This window comes from Shewanella algicola (assembly GCF_014648035.1).
GTDB lineage: Bacteria > Pseudomonadota > Gammaproteobacteria > Enterobacterales > Shewanellaceae > Shewanella > Shewanella algicola.
Map to the genome: position 1 here is coordinate 1 of NZ_BMQI01000043.1, position 18,650 is coordinate 18,650.

Genomic DNA, 18,650 nt, shown 5'->3' on the forward strand with positions numbered 1-18,650 from the left:
AGTCACCGATTGATTTTGAAATTTCTTTTAGAAAAGTGTCCGGTTGGACTTGACCAGAACACAATGTCCTTGGTTACTCCCTACGAGATCGCGCGCTTGGTGATGCAAACTGCTGGGGCTGGGGAACAAATACGACCGTTAGACCGGGGTGGACAGGCCCTGAATTAGAAGTTGTTGATGGCTGGGAACATCCAACAATGTTTTATACCCCTGAAGATTTCGGTGTCCCACGTCACGAGGGCACACCGGAAGAGAATGCTCGTATGCTACGTGTAGCAGGCCGAGTGTTAGGCGCTGCAGATATGGGGTTTGTGAAATTAACAGACAAAACAAAAAAATTACTATATGGCAATATCCGCTTCGAGGATGTAGAAAAAGGCTATGACCCAGGAGATGGAACATTTGTACTACCAAACAAAGACTTATGGGTTATTTGCGCGGTAATCCCTCAAAGTTTATGGATGGCACAATTTACCGACCGCATGAGCTGGGCAGCAGCTAACACCGCGGCCTATTCTCGCGCCAATATTTACTCCAATCGCATTAATGTCTTTTTACGTGGTCTTGGTTACCAATATTACGGTGGCGACACAGGTGCTATTGGCCGAAGTGTCCCCTTTGGTGTAATGGCTGGGCTAGGTGAAGCTGGACGTGCTGGTATCTTAGTTAGCCCTCAATGGGGCACAAACTTTAGAACCGTTATGCTCACTGTAACTGACTTACCTTTAGCGGAGTCGAAACCTATCGACGCCGGTATCTTCGAGTTCTGTAAGGCGTGTAAAAAATGTGCAGAAATGTGCCCGTCAGAAGCAATCCCAATGGATGATGAACCTTCATGGGGAGGCGACAAATCGTGGCAAGCTAAAGGCTATAAAGGCTGGTATCAAGATGCTAAGAAGTGCTACTCGTACATGCTTGGTGGAGACCCAGACTGCAGCCGCTGCCAAGCGGTATGCCCTTTCACAAAATTTGATGAAGCGGTGATGCATGACCTCATTCGCATATCGATTTCTAAAGCGCCAATGCTGAATGAAGCTATCCGAAAAATGGACGATGTATTCGGTTATGGACAAGAGCCATCACCGACTAAATCACCGTGGGAAGTTAATCATTTAGATATTCCACTATTTGGCTTAGATAAGTCACGCTCATAATAAGGAGAGCATCATGCGCATCATTAGTTGGAATTGGTTTTGGTATGTCTTACTCGGTTTTATCATGGGCGGTGGAGCCGTTTATCTACATGCTTTAATTAAAGAAAAAACCACCAAATTTAATTGGTATGAACTATTACTGACCGCCATTATTTTTATTACCTTCATGTTGATGGGGCAAACATTTATTGCTTCATTTCATGAAGGGCAACCACGAGTAGCTTGGCTTACGATTGTGTTTATGGGGCTACCCATCATTGTGATGGCTGTGATTGTTTTACGCTCGTATCGTGCAAGGTTAACCTCTTAATACTCTTAGCTTAAATACGGATTTCCTTGGTGCGCGTAAAACCAAGGAAAATCCCTCAATTGATATTTAAAATACACTAAGTTGAAAGTTATGGAACAACAACTCATCATCAAAAAACAACGGCCTCCCGTTAGTCACCGCTCAACCACTAACAAACAATGTCGGCCTAAAAAGCAAAGCAAAGAACGCAAGATTGCTGCAATATCGATCATGTTAATTATCGCGGTTTGGATAATAGGCATCTATCGAGAAAGTGCAGACATTGAACCTTATCTTCATCAAGTTATGCCTACCGCGGATAAGATAGAAAAATCAGCATTAGGAAACTTTATCGCATTTAATAATAATCAGTTACTTGGTTATATTGCCATTGGGGAAGGCAACGGTTACGGCGGACCAATGCAATTAGCTGTCGCCATAAACCTTGAAGGTGAGATTACTGATCTCACCGTGATAAAACACTTAGAAACCCCTCGCTGGTTTGAACGAGTATTTCAAAACGGCCTAATCTCGCGCTTAATTGGCAAGCGTTATAACGATGCATTTTCACTTAACTCGGATGTCGATGGTGTCAGCGGTGCAACATACACCTCTCGTGGCTTAGCTAATGCTTCATTAGAGGGGGTTCGTAGACTTGCCGAACAAGAATTAGACCTCGATGTCCCCCCAAAAGCGCCGACAAAGTTTATTTTCGGTCTGCCTGAAATCACCTTAATCGCCTTATTTGTTTTAGGTATTATCGGGCGTAAAAAATCATTTAGACATACCAAAAAAATGCGCTGGTTTTGCATGGTAACTGGCATGATTATGCTTGGATTTGTTTACACAAACCCCTTAACCATTTCAATGCTAAATCAAATGCTACTGGGTTTCTGGCCCGATTGGCACACTCACTTGTATTGGTATTTGTTAATCATAGGGATTCTGTTTTCTATGACCGTGTTTAACAAAAATCCATATTGTGAATGGTTTTGTCCTTTTGGCGCCGCTCAAGAATGTATGGGAAAAATCGGCGGAGCAAAAGCGCATACATTACGCAGCTATCAATCAAAAATGCAGTGGATCCAGCGTGGTCTTGCTTTTGCGGCGGTACTTATTGCCTTACTTTATCGAAACCCTGGCTTATCCAGTTACGAAATATTTGGCACTATGTTTGATTTAGATGGCAACGTCACACAGTTTTTTTTACTTGGGCTTGTTTTGCTTTCTGCACTATTTATTCATCGCCCTTGGTGCCGTTATCTCTGTCCTATTAAACCGGTTGAAGCCTTTATCAAACATTTACAAAATTGGACATCTGAAACATGGACAAAAATATACCCAAAAAGAAAGATCTGAAAGAAATTGTGATCGTTGCATTTATTTTGCTATGCACAGTATTGGTCATCATCGATGTTGGCAATAACCTTGAACGTGAAATCAACTATGCCGACGAAATGAAGACAATTGAGCCTGGAAATAAATCTTAGTGACCTGAATATATCGCCGACATAACCGCAAAGGATTGCTCCCACATACATTTAGCCAGTCACAGCACTAAGGTAAATAACTCAAAAAAGTTAATTACCTTAGTGCAAACTCAATATTTTATATACAGTAAACCCCATCACCTTAAGAGTCATACCGTCATAGGTTTCATCTAATCCCGCACAAGCCTATTTTTCTTATTTCAGCCCCTGTCCGCAACAAGTATGCACCTCCAATAAAATCAAAAGCTTAACATAGAACTTATCACGTATAACGCTTAAAAAAAGCGTAATTTGTTAACGGCTAAACGAAAAATATCAAAAAACAGTTGGTTAATACTTGCGCGAACAAAAACACTGTATATAATGACAGTCACTGTATAAAAAGACAGGAATCATCATGAGACCGTTAACGCCGCGCCAAGCAGAAATTTTAGACTTAATTAAAAACAATATCGCCGAAACAGGTATGCCACCGACTCGTGCTGAAATTGCAAAACGTCTTGGCTTTAAAAGTGCAAATGCTGCCGAAGAGCATTTAAAAGCATTAGCCAAAAAAGGCTTTATCGAGATCATGCCTGGCACTTCAAGAGGTATCCGCTTACCTCACGAAGAAGAACAAGAAACAGGCTTACCGCTGATTGGCCAGGTTGCCGCAGGCGAACCCATTTTAGCCCAAGAGCATGTTGAGCAATATTATCAAGTTGACCCAAGCATGTTTAAACCCGCCGCAGATTTTTTATTGCGAGTCCGCGGTGACAGTATGAAAGACATTGGCATTTTAGAAGGTGACTTACTTGCCGTTCATAAAATGCAGCAAGCACGCAATGGCCAGGTTGTTGTGGCCCGCGTTGAAGACGACGTCACGGTTAAACGTTTCGAGAAAAAAGGCAATGTGGTGTATCTACATGCTGAAAACGAAGCATACAACCCGATTAAAGTAGACTTAAGTTGCCAAAGCCTCACCATTGAAGGGCTTGCAGTTGGCGTTATCCGTAATGGAGATTGGTTATGAACAAACTAATGGGCACCGCCCCGCGCCACCCAGGCTTATGGGTAGATTTAACCGAGGCTGATATATACGGCAGCCAAACCATTCAAACATTACAAACCGTCACTCAAGGTGAGTCTGAGCTAGGGCAACTGTGTAGCCAACTAGCAAGTTTAAGCCAACAAGGACGCTGGATTGTATTAATTAGCCCGCCACACATTGGTTATAAGCATATGCTTGCCAGCGCCGGGGTAAGAATGGATCGCATTTTATTAGTGCACACTAAAGATGAAGTCGAAACCTTATGGGCCATGGAAAAAGCATTAACCAGTGGCACGTCTAGTGCGGTCATTACCTGGACTAGCTCATTAGATGCTCGTGACAGCCGCCGTTTAGAAATTGTCGCCAAAAGTGCCCGTGCATTAGGTGTCGTGATTGAAGATGTGAACGCTCACTCACCAGAAAAACACCCAATAGTTAATCCATCTATGACAAATGCGACAAGTAATTTTTCAGCATTTCATTAACAACGAACCCATAAACACCAAGCCCTGCATTCAAATCAGGGCTTTTTTTTTGCATTTTTTCAGACGATTAGCGGACAAAGTGATCTTGATCAATGTTTAATCTACAAGTAATGTTGTTAACAAGGGTGAAACATTGTCTATCCTTAATATGACGTGAATTGGCAGACACAACAGCCATCGATGGGAACACGTCAACATAAATTGATTAGTTCAGTCGTAGGTACAAGTGTGGTGTTCAGCTAACAAAAATGCGTAGGCTTGCAGCCTACAACCACCAGGGTACTTTGAGGTCATCAAACTTTTTTGGGAATCGAAGAGTTTGCATAGAGCAGAGACTTACTGTGTGACTCTTCTTTGTAATTGCTATTTGCAATTATCAGAGGAGAAGTCTTGTGAAGCAAAGGTGGTATTGTTTGTTGGTTGTGCTGTTAGCACTTCCACTCGGGGCTGCAGAAATGCCCCTCAACATGACTCAAGGTGTAACAGATATCAGTGGTAAGGTTTACGACCTCCACATGACTATTTTATATATTTGTTGTGCTATTGGGTTAGTGGTGTTTGGGATCATGATTTACTCGATGATCTATCACCGTAAATCAAAAGGTGCAGTCGCGGCCAATTTTCACGAAAGTACTAAAGTGGAAATCGCCTGGACCGTCATTCCGTTTATCATCTTAATTGCTATGGCAATCCCTGCCACCAAAACCCTAATCGCAATGGAAGACCCCAGCAATGCGGATCTGACTATTAAAGTTACTGGGTCTCAATGGAAGTGGCATTACAGCTATTTCGATAAAGACATCGAATTTTACAGCACGCTTTCAACGCCAAGAGAACAAATCGATGGCGACCAAACCAAAGGTGTGAATTACCTCCTCGAAGTAGACAAGCCACTGGTATTGCCGATTAATCAAAAAGTACGTTTTTTAATGACCTCAGACGATGTTATCCACTCCTGGTGGGTGCCCGCATTTGCCGTTAAAAAAGACGCCAATCCTGGTTTTATTAACGAAGCCTGGACTCGCATAGACAAGCCCGGCATTTATCGAGGTCAATGCGCTGAGTTATGCGGCAAAGACCATGGATTTATGCCCATTGTGGTTAATGCGCTATCTGAAGCTGATTTTGATAACTGGCTAGTAGAGCAAAAACAACTGGCTGAAACCGAAGCTGCTGCAGCGGCAGCATCCATGTCACAAACCTTATCCCTTGAAGACTTAAGCAAACAAGGCGAGCAAGTTTACCTTGCCCGCTGTGCAGCGTGTCATCAACCCAATGGCGCAGGCCTTCCAGGGGTATTTCCATCGCTTATTGGCAGCCCAATGATTAAAGGCCCTGTGCAAGGTCACCTCGATATTGTGATCAACGGTAAGCCCGGTACAGCGATGCAAGCCTTTGCCAAACAGCTATCTGCACAAGACATTGCCGCAGTCATAACCTATGAGCGCAATGCATGGGGTAATAACAGTGGCGATGCAGTGCAAGCAGTAGACGTAGGTAACTTTTCAAGTAACGGTGCCGCAACACCAAATGCAGCGGCGGCACAAGCCAACACTGCAACAGCTATGGTTGATAATACTGTTGATACGCTAGCCCAAACAGCCAACCAAGCTGTTGAAGCCGTTACAAAAGCCGTGGCGCCAGAAGATTTACCCGTACTCACTATGGAACAGCTCATGGCAGAAGGTGAACAAGTGTATGCCGCAACATGTGCCGCTTGTCACCAAGCCACAGGAGCTGGAATATCCGGCGCTTTCCCGTCACTCATTGGCAGTCCGGTAATAACAGGACCCGTTAGCGGGCATATCGAGATGGTTATGCATGGCAAGCCTGGCACCGCAATGCAGGCTTTCAGTGCTCAACTTAGCCTACAGCAAATAGCCGCTGTGATTACTTATGAGCGTAATGCGTGGGGCAATAATACTGGTGATACAGTACAGGCGGCAGACATAAGCAACTACGCAAATAACGGCACCGCAACATCTCAGCCAACTGTTGCTGCGCAAGTAACAGATACAGCAACCGCTGGCGCTGATACTGTTGCAGACACGATAACCGATGCGGCTAATCAAGCAGCCGAAGTCGTTGACAAAGTCTTCACGCCAGAAGCAACACCCACACTCACCATGGAGCAGCTCATGGCAGAAGGTGAGCAAGTTTATGCCACAACATGTGCAGCTTGCCACCAAGCCACTGGCGCAGGAATACCCGGCGCTTTCCCCTCACTCATTGGCAGTCCGGTAATAACTGGGCCGGTTAGCGGGCATATCGAGATGGTTATGCATGGCAAGCCGGGCACTGCAATGCAGGCTTTCAGTAGTCAGCTCAGCCCAAGACAAATGGCTGCAGTGATTACTTATGAGCGTAATGCATGGGGCAATAATTCTGGCGATGCAGTACAAGCGGCCGATGTCGCTAACCATGGACAGTAGGGGAAAACCAATGAGCACAACAACGCACGATACTATCGACACTGCCCATGATGAACATCATCACGGCGCTCCTAAAGGGCTGATGCGCTGGGTACTGACCACCAATCACAAAGACATTGGATCTTTGTATTTATGGTTTAGTTTCATCATGTTTTTAACCGGTGGCGCAATGGCCATGGTCATACGCGCAGAACTGTTTCAGCCTGGTTTACAGTTAGTTGAACCAAACTTTTTTAATCAAATGACCACAGTGCATGGGTTAGTCATGGTGTTTGGTGCAGTCATGCCAGCCTTTACCGGGCTGGCAAACTGGCTAATTCCGATGATGATTGGCGCGCCAGATATGGCCTTACCTCGCATGAATAACTGGAGTTTTTGGATTTTACCTTTCGCGTTCACCATGTTACTGGGTTCGTTATTTATGGAAGGCGGCGGCCCCAATTTTGGTTGGACATTCTACGCCCCGTTATCGACGACTTATAGCCCTGATTCAACGGCGCTGTTTGTATTTGCCATCCATATTATGGGGATAAGCTCAATTATGGGTGCGATTAACGTGGTGGTGACTATCGTTAATATGCGTGCACCCGGAATGACCTGGATGAAGTTACCCCTATTTGTGTGGACCTGGTTAATCACGGCGTTTTTATTGATTGCCGTTATGCCCGTACTTGCAGGTGCGGTGACAATGGTGCTTACCGATAAGTTTTTTGGCACCAGCTTTTTTGATGCTGCAGGTGGCGGCGACCCAGTGATGTTCCAACATATTTTTTGGTTCTTTGGGCACCCAGAAGTGTACATCATGATTTTACCGTCCTTTGGTATTATCTCGGCGATTGTACCGACCTTCAGCCGCAAACCATTATTTGGCTACTCATCAATGGTTTACGCAACCGCCAGTATTGCTATTTTGTCGTTTCTGGTTTGGGCGCATCATATGTTTACTACCGGTATGCCGGTGTTTGCCGAACTGTTTTTCATGTACTGCACCATGCTCATTGCCGTGCCGACCGGCGTAAAAGTGTTTAACTGGGTTGCCACTATGTGGCGAGGCTCTATGACCTTTGAAACCCCAATGTTATTTGCCGTTGCCTTTATTATTTTGTTCACTATTGGTGGATTTTCAGGGCTGATGCTCGCCATTACCCCGGCGGATTTCCAATACCATGACACCTATTTTGTGGTGGCTCATTTCCATTATGTGCTGGTGACGGGTGCCATCTTCTCCATTATGGCTGCGGCGTATTACTGGTTACCTAAATGGACCGGTAATATGTATAGCGAAACCCTTGGCAGGTGGCATTTTTGGTGTTCGGTTATTTCGGTCAACGTGCTGTTTTTCCCGATGCACTTTTTGGGTTTAGCGGGTATGCCTCGCCGTATTCCAGATTATGCGATTCAGTTTGCTGACGTGAATCAAATTGTCTCCATCGGCGGCTTTGCCTTTGGTTTATCGCAATTGATTTTTCTGGCGGTGGTACTCAAGTGTATTAAAGGCGGCAAACCCGCTGGAGATAATCCATGGCAAGCCGCTGATGGCTTAGAGTGGTCAATCCCTAGCCCAGCGCCTTATCACTCGTTTACGACCCCACCGGAGATTAAGTGATATGAGCCCAACGCCAAAATCAAACCGTAAATTACTCACCATGCTTATTTTAGGATCTATAGGCATGTTTGGGTTTGGTTTTGCCTTGGTACCGCTGTATGACGTGCTGTGCGACACCTTGGGGATTAACGGCAAAACCCAAAATACTGCCAGCAGTTATGACGCGGTCGTTGTTGATAAAAATCGTACTGTGACGATTGAATTTGTCACCCAAGTGCAATCGGATATGCCATGGGAGTTTTCTCCTAAAGTGAACAAAATTTCCGTTCACCCCGGAGAGCTTACCCACGCCAAATTTCTGGTTAAAAATCTGTCGGCAAAAAACATTATTGGCCAAGCGATCCCATCAGTTTCGCCTGGACAAGGCGCGGCATACTTTAACAAAACAGAATGCTTTTGCTTTAATCAACAACCTCTCGCAGCCGACACGAGTGCTGAGCTACCACTGATTTTTTATGTGGACCCAGATTTACCGGCGTCCATTAATACATTGACTCTCTCTTATACCCTTTACGATATCACTGACAAGCAAGCGGTATCGGCAAAGCAAGGAGCAGCAAGATGACCACAAAGCATCAAACCTATTACGTACCAACCCAAAGTGGTTGGCCTATTATTGGCGCCATTGGCTTATTTTTAATTGCCTTTGGTGCGGGTAATTATATTCAACAGTTAGCCACCGAAAAAACCTCTGGCGGCTACATTTTATTAGCCGGTATCGCAGTGATTATTTTTATGATATTTGGCTGGTTTAAAACCGTCATTGACGAATCAATGGCTGGCCTATACTCGCCACAAATGGACCGGTCGTTTAAACAGGGAATGAGCTGGTTTATTTTTTCTGAAATTATGTTCTTTGGCGCCTTTTTTGGAGCCTTGTTTTATGCGCGAATGATCTCAGTGCCCTGGTTAGGCGGCGCGTCAAACAATGCCATGACCCAAGAAGTATTATGGCCTGCATTTGAGGCCGCATGGCCATTAATCAAAACCCCTGATGGCACCACCACCGAAGCCATGCCGTGGACTGGTTTGCCACTAATTAACACCATTATCTTAATCACATCATCTGTGACGCTGCATTTTGCTCATGTCAGTTTAGAAAAAGCCAAGCGTAAACCCCTCATTATCTGGTTAAGTTTAACGGTGGTTTTAGGTGCGGTGTTCCTTGGATTACAAGTAGAAGAATACAGCCATGCTTACCAAGAAATGGGTCTCACGCTCACCTCAGGGGTTTATGGTAATACCTTCTTTTTACTGACTGGGTTTCATGGCATGCACGTCACCATAGGGACGCTGTTTTTGATGATTTTGTTGCTCAGAATAATCAAAGGCCATTTTACCCCAGATAAGCATTTCGCCTTTCAAGCGGGGAGTTGGTATTGGCACTTTGTCGATGTGGTGTGGTTATGCTTATTCATCTTTGTGTACGTGCTGTAATTGCAGGTTAATAAGGCCGTGTGTTGGGCTGAATATAGCCCAACCCTAAAGCCACCAGCAGCAGCACAATCACCACCACAGAAAATAAAACACGACGCCCTAAATACTGACTCATTGACTGCTGATGCTGTCCTTTAACCATAATAAACAATGCTCTACCCAGGTTAAATATTATGAATACAAGCAACGAGACTAAAAATAACTTAACAATCAATGGTGTTGTCACGGGCAATCCTTTTGGCGGTGTGAGTGTGTCTCGCGTGTTATTGGTATTGATTACTTTGGTCGTGTTTACCATTTTGGTCAAGTTAGGACTGTGGCAACTGTCGCGAGCTGAGTTTAAGCAACAATGGCAACAAACCTTAGCATTACGTGAGCAACAAGCAGCGCTCAACTATCCGCAGCTGCTTTCACTTATGAAGGCGAAGTCATCTGCCATTGAAGAAGCCGCCTTACTGACCGGCTATCGTTTGTCGATACAGGCAACCCCAGTCAAGCAACCATTATTACTACTCGATAATCAAGTGTATCAGGGTCAGGTAGGTTACCTTGCCTACCAAGTATTTGAAGTCACTACGCAGCAACCATGGATATTGGTTGAATTAGGCTTTGTGGGCGCTGGTAACGACCGCCGCGAACTACCCGCTTTAGCGCCCATTCAAGCTGGGCAATATGCGTTAACTGGCCGGGTTTATCAAAAACAAGCTAATCCATTAAGTGATGAACTTCATCCAGAAATACACCCAGACAAACCGATACGGTTTCAAAATTTATCGATGCCTGCGTTAGCTGAATTATTACATCATGATATTGCCGCAGTGGTATTGCAGCCAGATAACGTGCCGCAATACTCACTACCGCAACCCTGGGTACCGATTCCACTGTCGGCGCAAAAACATCAAGGATATGCCTTACAGTGGTTCACCATGGCGGCTGTATTTTTAGGGCTGATGCTCTGGATAGCCTTAAGGCAATGTAGACGTCAATAATCACAGCAACACACAACAATTAAAATGATACGAGGAGATACAATGAACTCCCAGCCTAAGAAAAATAATAAAGCATTAATCTTATTGCTAGTGGTGTTTGTGTTACCCATTGCGGTGGCCAAACTAGTATTGAGCCTAGAGCTGTATCAAGGCGGTGCAACCAATAAAGGGGCATTACTGGCGACCGACATTAACTATTCAAGTTTGGCCATGGCCAACCCCAAACCACATTCATGGCAGATTTTGTACCTATTGCCACAAACCTGTGAGCAATCATGCCAGGACAGGTTATACCTACTGAATCAAAGCTACATCGCCTTAGGTAAAAACCGCGACAGAGTCAGCCCAATTATTTTGGTTGAGAGCCATAGCGACACCAGCATACTCAGCACATTACAGATACCTTTTGAGCAAGTGACTGCCAATAAAGCCATCGCGGCATTAATGACTCAACAACAAGTCATTATTGTTGACCCTTTAGGCAGCTTGATAATGCAATATGACGACGTGGCGGGTCGTGATGCCAACATCACCCAGGGTAAAGCCATGATTGCCGATTTGCGCAAAATGCTTAAGTTATCGAGGGTTGGCTAATGACAATAAAAAGGCTTATTAAGTTCACCTTAATATTCACCCTCGCAGTGATTTTAATGGGTGCGTATACCCGGCTGTCGGATGCGGGTTTAGGTTGTCCTGATTGGCCGGGGTGTTATGGCCATTTAGCTGTACCCAGTGCAAGTCATGAGCTAGCAAAAGTAGAGCAGCATTTCCCAGATATGATTATTGAGCCTGAAAAAGCCTGGCTTGAAATGATCCACCGCTACATCGCTGGCACATTAGGCTTAATGGTGTTGGCAATTCTTATTTTGTGTCTCAAGCAGCCGCAAGCGCCTAAAAAACTACCCAGCTTTATTGCCGCACTGATTATCTTTCAAGCCGCACTTGGCATGTGGACAGTCACCATGAAGCTCATGCCAATCGTAGTGATGGCGCACCTTATCGGCGGCTTTAGTTTATTTGCTTTACTGTTATTACTGTATTTACGCCTCAAACCACTGCGGATCCCCGGCGGCGATAGCCATGCACGTAAATTAATGCCCCTGGCCTTAGTGTGTTTAGGGGTATTGATTATTCAGATTATGCTAGGCGGTTGGACATCATCAAACTATGCAGCACTCGCTTGCACCACGTTACCGATTTGCGAAGGTAACTGGGTAGATAACCTCCGCTTTGCCGATGCATTTTCGCCATTTCAAGGCGAACACCCCAGTTTTGAATTTGGAGTTTTAGACTACCCCACACGCATGACAATTCATGTAACTCACCGAATTTGGGCGGTCGTCACCGCCGTTATGTTGATTTGGCTCGCGATGAAATTACGTTATTCACACTCACATATCATGCGTAACAGCGGGTATTTATTACTGCTGTTAGTCATAATGCAAGTCGGCCTTGGGATCAGTAATGTGGTAATGAATTTACCTCTGGGTATTGCGGTCTCTCACAACGCAGGAGCGGCATTTTTGCTGCTCAACTTAGTTTTTATAAATTACGCCCTGTGGCGTAAAGCATAAGCGAGGATTGACCATGACAAAACCTCTTACCCTAAGCCAGCCACAACAAAAACTGTCTCTGTCTTGGCGTGCCTATTTTGAAATGACCAAGCCCAAAGTGGTTGCCCTAATGCTACTAACCGTTTTGGTTGGCATGTGCCTAGCCGTGCCAGGTATTGTCCCTCTACAGCCCCTAGTTGCAGGAATGGCAGGCATTGCCATGATGGCGGGCGCGGCAGCAGCCTTTAACCACTTAATCGACCGTAAAATCGATGGCTTAATGGCGCGCACTTACAACAGGCCACTGCCCAAGGGGAAAGTCTCCACCACCAAAGCCACAGTGTTTGCCGTTATGTTAGGGTTAATTGGCTTTGTGGTATTGTATGCCTTGGTTAACCCGCTCACCGCCTGGCTCACATTTGCCAGCCTAATCGGTTATGCCCTTGTGTATACCGCTTACCTTAAGCGTGCGACCTCGCAAAATATTGTGATTGGCGGGTTAGCGGGTGCAATGCCACCACTACTTGGTTGGACAGCCGTCACTAACGAGCTACATGGCTACGCATTACTGTTAGTGATTATTATCTTTACCTGGACCCCTCCACACTTTTGGGCATTAGCGATACATCGCCGTAAAGAATACGCCAAAGTCGACATCCCTATGCTGCCTGTCACCCATGGGGTAGAATTTACCAAAACATGTATTTTGCTTTACACCATTTTACTGGCCATTGCCTGCTTATTGCCGGTATTAGTTGGCATGTGCGGGCCGGTATATTTAATCGGTTCAACGATTCTCAGTTGCGGGTTTATTTATAAAGCGTGGCAACTTAAATACCATGACTATCCTGGTTTAGCGATGAAGGTGTTTACCTTTTCTATTTATCATTTGATGGTGTTATTTATTGTACTGTTGGTCGATCATTATTTTTGGGTTGCATAGAAGGGTATTGCATTGAAAAAACTTATTGCTATTGGAGTGCTGGTATTACTGGTTGCTGGTGTTATGGCTTATCAAATGACCCAATCACGGCCACTTGATTTGGCCACTAGTTATGTCTTTGATCAACCCAGAGAATTAGCGCCTTTTACCCTTGCAGATCAATACGGTAATCAATTTACTAACCAGTCTTTGCAAGGCAAATGGAGTTTGTTTTTTATTGGCTATACTGCCTGCCCTGATGTATGCCCTACTACGTTGAACAAACTGGCGGCGGCATACCCTAAACTGCAAAAAATATCAGATTCGTTTCAAGTGGTGTTTGTGTCAGCCGACCCTAAACGCGACACTCAAATTAAACGGCTCGATTACATCAACTTTTTCAATAAAGAGTTTAAAGCCGTCAGCGCAGAGCACACTGAGCTGTTTCCGTTTAGTCGTGACTTAGGCTTTGTATACGCAATGGTCGGCGAAGACAGTGATTATCAAGTAGATCACAGTGCCTCGTATGTATTGGTGTCTCCCCGTGGCGAGAAAACCGCCGTGTTCAAAACCAAGCCCACTCCTGGACAATTGCCGCAGATTATTAACAGTGAACTGATAAGCGACGTGAATAAGATTGTTAGCGCTTGGCACTAACAATCTCTTTGGCTCAATGTGATAAGACTACTCTTGTGGCCACTTACCATCATCTTTGGGTCTAATCCACATTTGTGAAAACCAGTAATACCCTGTGCGGGTTTTACTGGGCACAGTACAGTTATAACGTGACCTTCCCGGAGTGACATCTGCTGGCGCTTGAATACTAAAGGTATCCTCGCTTAACCAAATCGGTTTTTTAGCCCCTTGCCCCTGAATAAAACACATTAACTGATGTGGATATAAGTCTGTGGTGTCTAAAGTAATCACTAACTTGGGTCGAAATTGCCCCGTCTTCAATACAGGCTCGCTAATATTTTGTTTTACTACCGGCATCGGCAAGCTTGAAAACTTAACCGTTAAACTCGATAAATCAGCGTAGGCATTCGCCACCGGAAAACGCGGTAACGCCGTAATGGATGAATACTCACCTGCCGCACCAGATTGCTGCCCAAAGCCCACAAAGCCATGTTTAACTAAAATAGCCTCAAGTGCGGCAGTATACTCACCATACGGATAAGCAAGAAACTTCACACTTTGGCCCGTTTGTTTTAGCAACTCAGCCTCGGTTGATAAAATATTGTTTTCAACTCGGTCATGCCACTGCGCGGTGGTTTCTTTTGGGAGACGACGGATTAAGTGCTCATGCCCCCAACTGTGGTTAGCAATCGTTACACCTTGTTCGGCTAGCGTTTTGATGTCTTGCCAGCTCATCATGCCGTCATAGCCTGCAATAATCGGCGCTGGCGACACAAATACAGTAAAGGGAAAGTTGTGCGATGCTAAAATGGGTGCAGCATTTTGAATAATACTTTGATAACCATCATCAAAGGTAATCACAATACTGTTATTGGCAATTGACGTGTTATTCTTGATGGCATCAACGGCATCCGTTAACGGCATCACCGTAAAGTTGTTTTCTGCTAAATATTGCATTTGTTCAGCAAACTGCTCTGGAGTCACACTCGTGCTTTTAGGCGTACTGTCAGAAACATGATGATACTGTAAAATCACCACCGCTTGCGCGTGGTAGTGCAACAAACTACAACAGACAACCATTAAACCTAAAACGATTTTTTTAACCATGATTACCTATACCTATGTCAGTTAGCGCTTTACTATTAAATCATCATAAGCATCGTCAATTATTGGCATTAGCGACACCGATGATACTGTCCAATATCACTATTCCACTATTAGGACTTGTTGATACTGCAGTGATAGGCCATTTAGGCCAAGCTTATTACCTCGGTGGCGTGGCGCTTGGTAGCACCATAATAACTTTGATGATTTGGCTACTCGGCTTTTTACGAATGTCGACAACCGGACTCGTTGCACAAGCCTATGGTGCAGACGACAAAATAACTCAGCAACAATTGTTGTTACAAGGTTGTATCTTAGCATTAACACTCGGGGTTGCCTGCGTTATATTGCAATCTCCCATCGTAAACTTTGCGTTAAGTCTCAGTGATGCTAGTGAACAAGTCATGCTTTACTGTCGTCAATATGTCGATATTCGTATTTGGTCATTACCCTTTGCCCTAGTTAACCTGGTATTACTGGGGTGGTTATTAGGGCGCCAAGCCCCTAAAGCCGCTATGTGGCAACTTATCATCGCCAATTGCGCCAATATTATTCTCGATGTGGTATTTGTAATCGGCTTTAATTGGGACGTCCAAGGAGCAGCATTAGCCTCAGTGATTGCCGATATCTGCGCGTTTTCGGTCGCCTTGATTATGGTTAAACGTCAATTGACTAAAATGGGCGACTTTAATTTAAAACACCGTCTCAGCCAATTAACCCTTCGCGGTTATGGCCGTTTATTGTCGTTAAATCGAGATATTTTTATTCGTAGTTTGTGCTTACAAGCGGCGTTTAGTTTTATGACATTCCACGGTGCAGGGTTAGGCGACAACATCATTGCAGCAAATGCGGTGTTACTTAATCTATTAATGCTGATCTCATATGCCCTCGACGGGATTGCCTATTACGCCGAAGCAGAAGTGGGCCGCGCATTTGGACAAAACAACCAACCATTACTGCACGACAGCGTGCAACTTGCCTTTTATTGGTCGGCAGCCATTGCCGTATTATTTAGCCTGTTATTTTGGGGCGCAGGCAGTGGGATCATTCAATTGCTCACCAATGTAGAAGCGGTACAACAAGCAGCCAACCAGTACCTTATTTGGCTGATATTTTTGCCAATACTTGCTTTTGGTTGCTACCTGTTTGATGGGGTTTATATTGGCGCAGCCCAAGGTAAAATTATGCGTAACAGTATGATTATTGCGACCTTTGCAGTGTACTTCCCGTGCTGGTACTTATTGCAAGCATGGGGAAATCACAGCTTATGGGCGGCCATGTCGGTATTTATGCTATGTCGCAGTATGACATTAGGTTGGCATTATTTTTATAAGCTTAGATACAGACTAAAAACATCAAACGTTTAGCGATGAAATCCGGCTAGCGGCATTCTTAACTACATTTATAGAAATAGAGCGCTTCCTGGCTGCCAATCTTGAGGTAAAATAATCTCAAGTTAATGACATGAGAAAATAGAATGACTCAAGAATTGATAACAACCGATGTCGAAATAGGCAGTGGCAAAACCGCAGTAAAAGGCGCGCTAATAACGACCCGCTACAGTGGGCGTTTAGCTGATGGAACTCAGTTTGATGCATCTGATGCGTTTCAATGTGTCATTGGTACTGGCCGAGTCATTAAAGGTTGGGATCAAGGCATTATAGGTATGAATGTGGGTGGCAAACGTCAGTTATCTGTCCCAGCTCATTTAGCCTATGGAGAACGCCAGATTGGTGAGCGTATTCCAGCACACTCTGATTTGTTTTTTGATATTGAATTACTTGAAGTACTCACCCGAGACGATTAAGCCAATAAATAAAAAACGCGACCTAATCGGTCGCGTTTTTTATTTAACCTAGGCTCAGGCTATTTGCTCACACTCAACACTATTAAGCGTAAGAATGCTCACCATGTTGGTGATCAGTCACGTCACGCACGCCTGTTAACTCACCAGGGAACATATCCAGTAACTGCTTTTCAATACCATCTTTTAGGGTGATATCAACTTGTGAACAACCATTACATCCACCGCCAAACTGCAGTACAGCAACACCATCATCGGTAATCTCTACCAACATAATATTACCGCCATGGCTGGCTAGTTGTGGGTTAATTTCTGACTGAATAATATATTCAATACGTTCAACTAACGGCGCATCACTCGCTACTTTACGCATTTTGGCGTTTGGTGCTTTTAACGTTAATTGTGACCCTAATTGGTCTGTCACGAAATCAATGCTGGCGTCATCTAAAAATGGGGCACTTTTCTCATCAACCATGGCGCTGAAACCATTAAATGGTAACTCAACATCGTCAGCTTCTACCGCATCTGGTGGGCAGTAAGACACACCACACTCAGCTTGTGCAGTGCCTGGGCTGATAACAAAAACACGAATGTGCGTGCCTTCTGGCTGATCGGCCAATAATTTAACGAAATGGGCCTGAGCTGTATCGGAAATGGTGATCATTAAAACCTGCTCCCTCAGGGTATACCTGAGTAATTTAGTAAGAATTAGATACATGATACTCCGACTTGGATTTGCTTTGTAGTCTCAGGATGATTTGATCTTGAAAAAATGATCCAGTGCAAAGTTTTTTTACATTATAAGCACCCTGTAAAACCGAATAATACGTGGCATTGAAACAACTAATCATTTGTTTTAATTATTAAATATTATTGTTATTACTCAAATCGAATTAATCTAATAATCCTGGTGCTTCAGCGCGGGCCAGGCACCAGGTTTGTACATAAATAAATTGCTGGCTGAATAAGCGGGCAATTTCATCCACCGTAGTGCCCGTTGTGACCACATCATCAATTAACGCAACGCGTTGATATTGCACTTTATCGCTAAGTTTAAACGCGTTAAAACAATTTTTTCGCCGCTGCTTGCCAGACAAGTCAGCCTGGGGAGCGGTATCGACCACTCTGGTTAAGCTGCTGTCATCTAACGGGATATCAAGCAATTGGCTCAGCCGATTTGCAATCAGCCAGGCTTGATTAAACCCGCGCTGACGTAAGCGATTAGGATGCAAAGGTACCGGAACTAATACTTGCGGCGCGCGAATGAGTTTATGCTCAATCAACTGGTTTATCCGCGTGGCCAATTGCTGAGTAATGGCATTAAGCGGAGCGCATTGCTGCTGATATTTAATTGCTGCAATCAAGGGACCCAAACCTTGGTGATAACTGCACGGCGCCACCACCAACATAGGGGTAAGCTTAAGGCATTTTCCGCAATAAGCTTGCAGCAAAGGGATTTCACGACCGCAGCCTAAACAGACTTCATGCTGGTACAAACTTGCAGCCAGGCACACCTGACAAATACCGCTCAGCACCTGGTTAGGAAATAACCGTTGATAATCGAGCTGCTCAATTCGGTGCTGGCACAGCTGGCAACGGTTGGGTAAACTGCTCAGCAATGCCACGTTTGCAAACTGGTACACAGATTTACTGTGCTCCACTAAACCGGTCATTTTACGTTTAAATACAGTTACAGGCATAGGCTATTCATTCCATGAA

The 18,650-nt window shown here is 44.6% G+C and carries 20 protein-coding genes; 16 read left to right on the top strand and 4 right to left on the bottom strand.

What is annotated here, in order from left to right:
- Window positions 1-197: 197 nt before the first annotated feature.
- From IEY42_RS16420 to IEY42_RS16465, 9 genes are all read left to right on the top strand, one after another.
- Complete coding sequence (locus IEY42_RS16420; protein WP_373292870.1) at window positions 198-1,154, top strand: reductive dehalogenase; 957 nt, start codon at window positions 198-200, stop codon at window positions 1,152-1,154.
- Window positions 1,155-1,167: 13 nt separating this feature from the next.
- Window positions 1,168-1,464, top strand: coding sequence for a VcrB family reductive dehalogenase putative membrane anchor (locus IEY42_RS16425; RefSeq protein ID WP_188926286.1), 297 nt, complete (start codon window positions 1,168-1,170; stop codon window positions 1,462-1,464).
- Window positions 1,465-1,554: 90 nt separating this feature from the next.
- On the top strand, window positions 1,555-2,802 hold the full coding sequence (locus tag IEY42_RS16430; RefSeq protein WP_188926289.1) for an FMN-binding protein: 1,248 nt from the start codon (window positions 1,555-1,557) through the stop codon (window positions 2,800-2,802).
- 528 nt (window positions 2,803-3,330) lie between these two features.
- Window positions 3,331-3,945: a transcriptional repressor LexA gene (gene lexA, locus IEY42_RS16435; RefSeq protein ID WP_188926291.1), complete on the top strand. Its 615-nt coding sequence runs from the start codon at window positions 3,331-3,333 to the stop codon at window positions 3,943-3,945.
- Window positions 3,942-4,448, top strand: a complete 507-nt coding sequence (locus IEY42_RS16440) for a cell division inhibitor SulA (RefSeq protein ID WP_188926293.1) — start codon at window positions 3,942-3,944, stop codon at window positions 4,446-4,448. Before lexA ends, IEY42_RS16440 begins: the two co-directional genes overlap by 4 nt.
- Window positions 4,449-4,840: 392 nt before the next feature.
- Window positions 4,841-6,880, top strand: coding sequence for a cytochrome c oxidase subunit II (gene coxB, locus IEY42_RS16445; protein WP_373292871.1), 2,040 nt, complete (start codon window positions 4,841-4,843; stop codon window positions 6,878-6,880).
- A gap of 10 nt (window positions 6,881-6,890) precedes the next feature.
- Window positions 6,891-8,486 carry a cytochrome c oxidase subunit I gene (gene ctaD / locus IEY42_RS16455; RefSeq protein WP_160052003.1) on the top strand — a complete coding sequence of 532 codons (1,596 nt, stop codon included), beginning with the start codon at window positions 6,891-6,893 and terminating at the stop codon, window positions 8,484-8,486.
- Between the two features lies 1 nt (window position 8,487).
- On the top strand, window positions 8,488-9,051 hold the full coding sequence (locus IEY42_RS16460) for a cytochrome c oxidase assembly protein (protein WP_188926295.1): 564 nt from the start codon (window positions 8,488-8,490) through the stop codon (window positions 9,049-9,051).
- The gene (locus IEY42_RS16465; RefSeq protein WP_188926297.1) at window positions 9,048-9,923 is read left to right on the top strand and encodes a cytochrome c oxidase subunit 3; all 876 of its coding nucleotides are present in this window, start codon (window positions 9,048-9,050) and stop codon (window positions 9,921-9,923) included. The genes IEY42_RS16460 and IEY42_RS16465 overlap by 4 nt, the downstream gene beginning before the upstream one ends.
- A 7-nt stretch (window positions 9,924-9,930) precedes the next feature.
- Here IEY42_RS16465 and IEY42_RS16470 read toward each other — a convergent pair whose 3' ends face one another.
- On the bottom strand, window positions 9,931-10,149 hold the full coding sequence (locus tag IEY42_RS16470; protein ID WP_229780117.1) for a DUF2909 domain-containing protein: 219 nt from the start codon (window positions 10,147-10,149) through the stop codon (window positions 9,931-9,933).
- Between IEY42_RS16470 and IEY42_RS16475 the strand changes: the two genes are divergently transcribed.
- The 5 genes from IEY42_RS16475 (at window position 10,097) to IEY42_RS16495 (ending at window position 14,044) form a co-directional block, all read left to right on the top strand.
- A complete protein-coding gene (locus IEY42_RS16475) occupies window positions 10,097-10,912 on the top strand; it encodes an SURF1 family protein (protein ID WP_229780119.1) in 816 nt (271 codons plus the stop codon). The two genes, IEY42_RS16470 and IEY42_RS16475, sit on opposite strands and share 53 nt — an antisense overlap.
- A gap of 42 nt (window positions 10,913-10,954) precedes the next feature.
- On the top strand, window positions 10,955-11,506 hold the full coding sequence (locus IEY42_RS16480; protein WP_188926304.1) for a redox-active disulfide-containing membrane protein: 552 nt from the start codon (window positions 10,955-10,957) through the stop codon (window positions 11,504-11,506).
- The gene (locus IEY42_RS16485; RefSeq protein ID WP_188926307.1) at window positions 11,506-12,486 is read left to right on the top strand and encodes a COX15/CtaA family protein; all 981 of its coding nucleotides are present in this window, start codon (window positions 11,506-11,508) and stop codon (window positions 12,484-12,486) included. Before IEY42_RS16480 ends, IEY42_RS16485 begins: the two co-directional genes overlap by 1 nt.
- 13 nt (window positions 12,487-12,499) lie before the next feature.
- A complete protein-coding gene (gene cyoE / locus IEY42_RS16490) occupies window positions 12,500-13,408 on the top strand; it encodes a heme o synthase (protein WP_188926309.1) in 909 nt (302 codons plus the stop codon).
- A 63-nt stretch (window positions 13,409-13,471) separates the two neighbouring features.
- The gene (locus IEY42_RS16495; RefSeq protein ID WP_188926383.1) at window positions 13,472-14,044 is read left to right on the top strand and encodes an SCO family protein; all 573 of its coding nucleotides are present in this window, start codon (window positions 13,472-13,474) and stop codon (window positions 14,042-14,044) included.
- Window positions 14,045-14,071: 27 nt separating this feature from the next.
- Here the strand turns inward: IEY42_RS16495 and IEY42_RS16500 are convergent, their stop codons facing one another.
- Window positions 14,072-15,130, bottom strand: coding sequence for a polysaccharide deacetylase family protein (locus IEY42_RS16500; protein WP_188926311.1), 1,059 nt, complete (start codon window positions 15,128-15,130; stop codon window positions 14,072-14,074).
- 14 nt (window positions 15,131-15,144) lie between these two features.
- Between IEY42_RS16500 and IEY42_RS16505 the strand changes: the two genes are divergently transcribed.
- Together IEY42_RS16505 and IEY42_RS16510 are read left to right on the top strand one after the other, a co-directional pair.
- Window positions 15,145-16,494: an MATE family efflux transporter gene (locus tag IEY42_RS16505; RefSeq protein ID WP_188926314.1), complete on the top strand. Its 1,350-nt coding sequence runs from the start codon at window positions 15,145-15,147 to the stop codon at window positions 16,492-16,494.
- A 110-nt stretch (window positions 16,495-16,604) separates the two neighbouring features.
- A complete protein-coding gene (locus IEY42_RS16510; RefSeq protein ID WP_188926316.1) occupies window positions 16,605-16,934 on the top strand; it encodes an FKBP-type peptidyl-prolyl cis-trans isomerase in 330 nt (109 codons plus the stop codon).
- An 82-nt stretch (window positions 16,935-17,016) separates the two neighbouring features.
- On the opposite strand, the gene nfuA is transcribed toward IEY42_RS16510, so the two are convergent.
- Window positions 17,017-17,595, bottom strand: coding sequence for a Fe-S biogenesis protein NfuA (gene nfuA, locus IEY42_RS16515; RefSeq protein ID WP_188926318.1), 579 nt, complete (start codon window positions 17,593-17,595; stop codon window positions 17,017-17,019).
- Window positions 17,596-17,824: 229 nt separating this feature from the next.
- Window positions 17,825-18,631, bottom strand: a complete 807-nt coding sequence (locus IEY42_RS16520) for a ComF family protein (RefSeq protein WP_188926320.1) — start codon at window positions 18,629-18,631, stop codon at window positions 17,825-17,827.
- Window positions 18,632-18,650 lie beyond the last annotated feature (19 nt).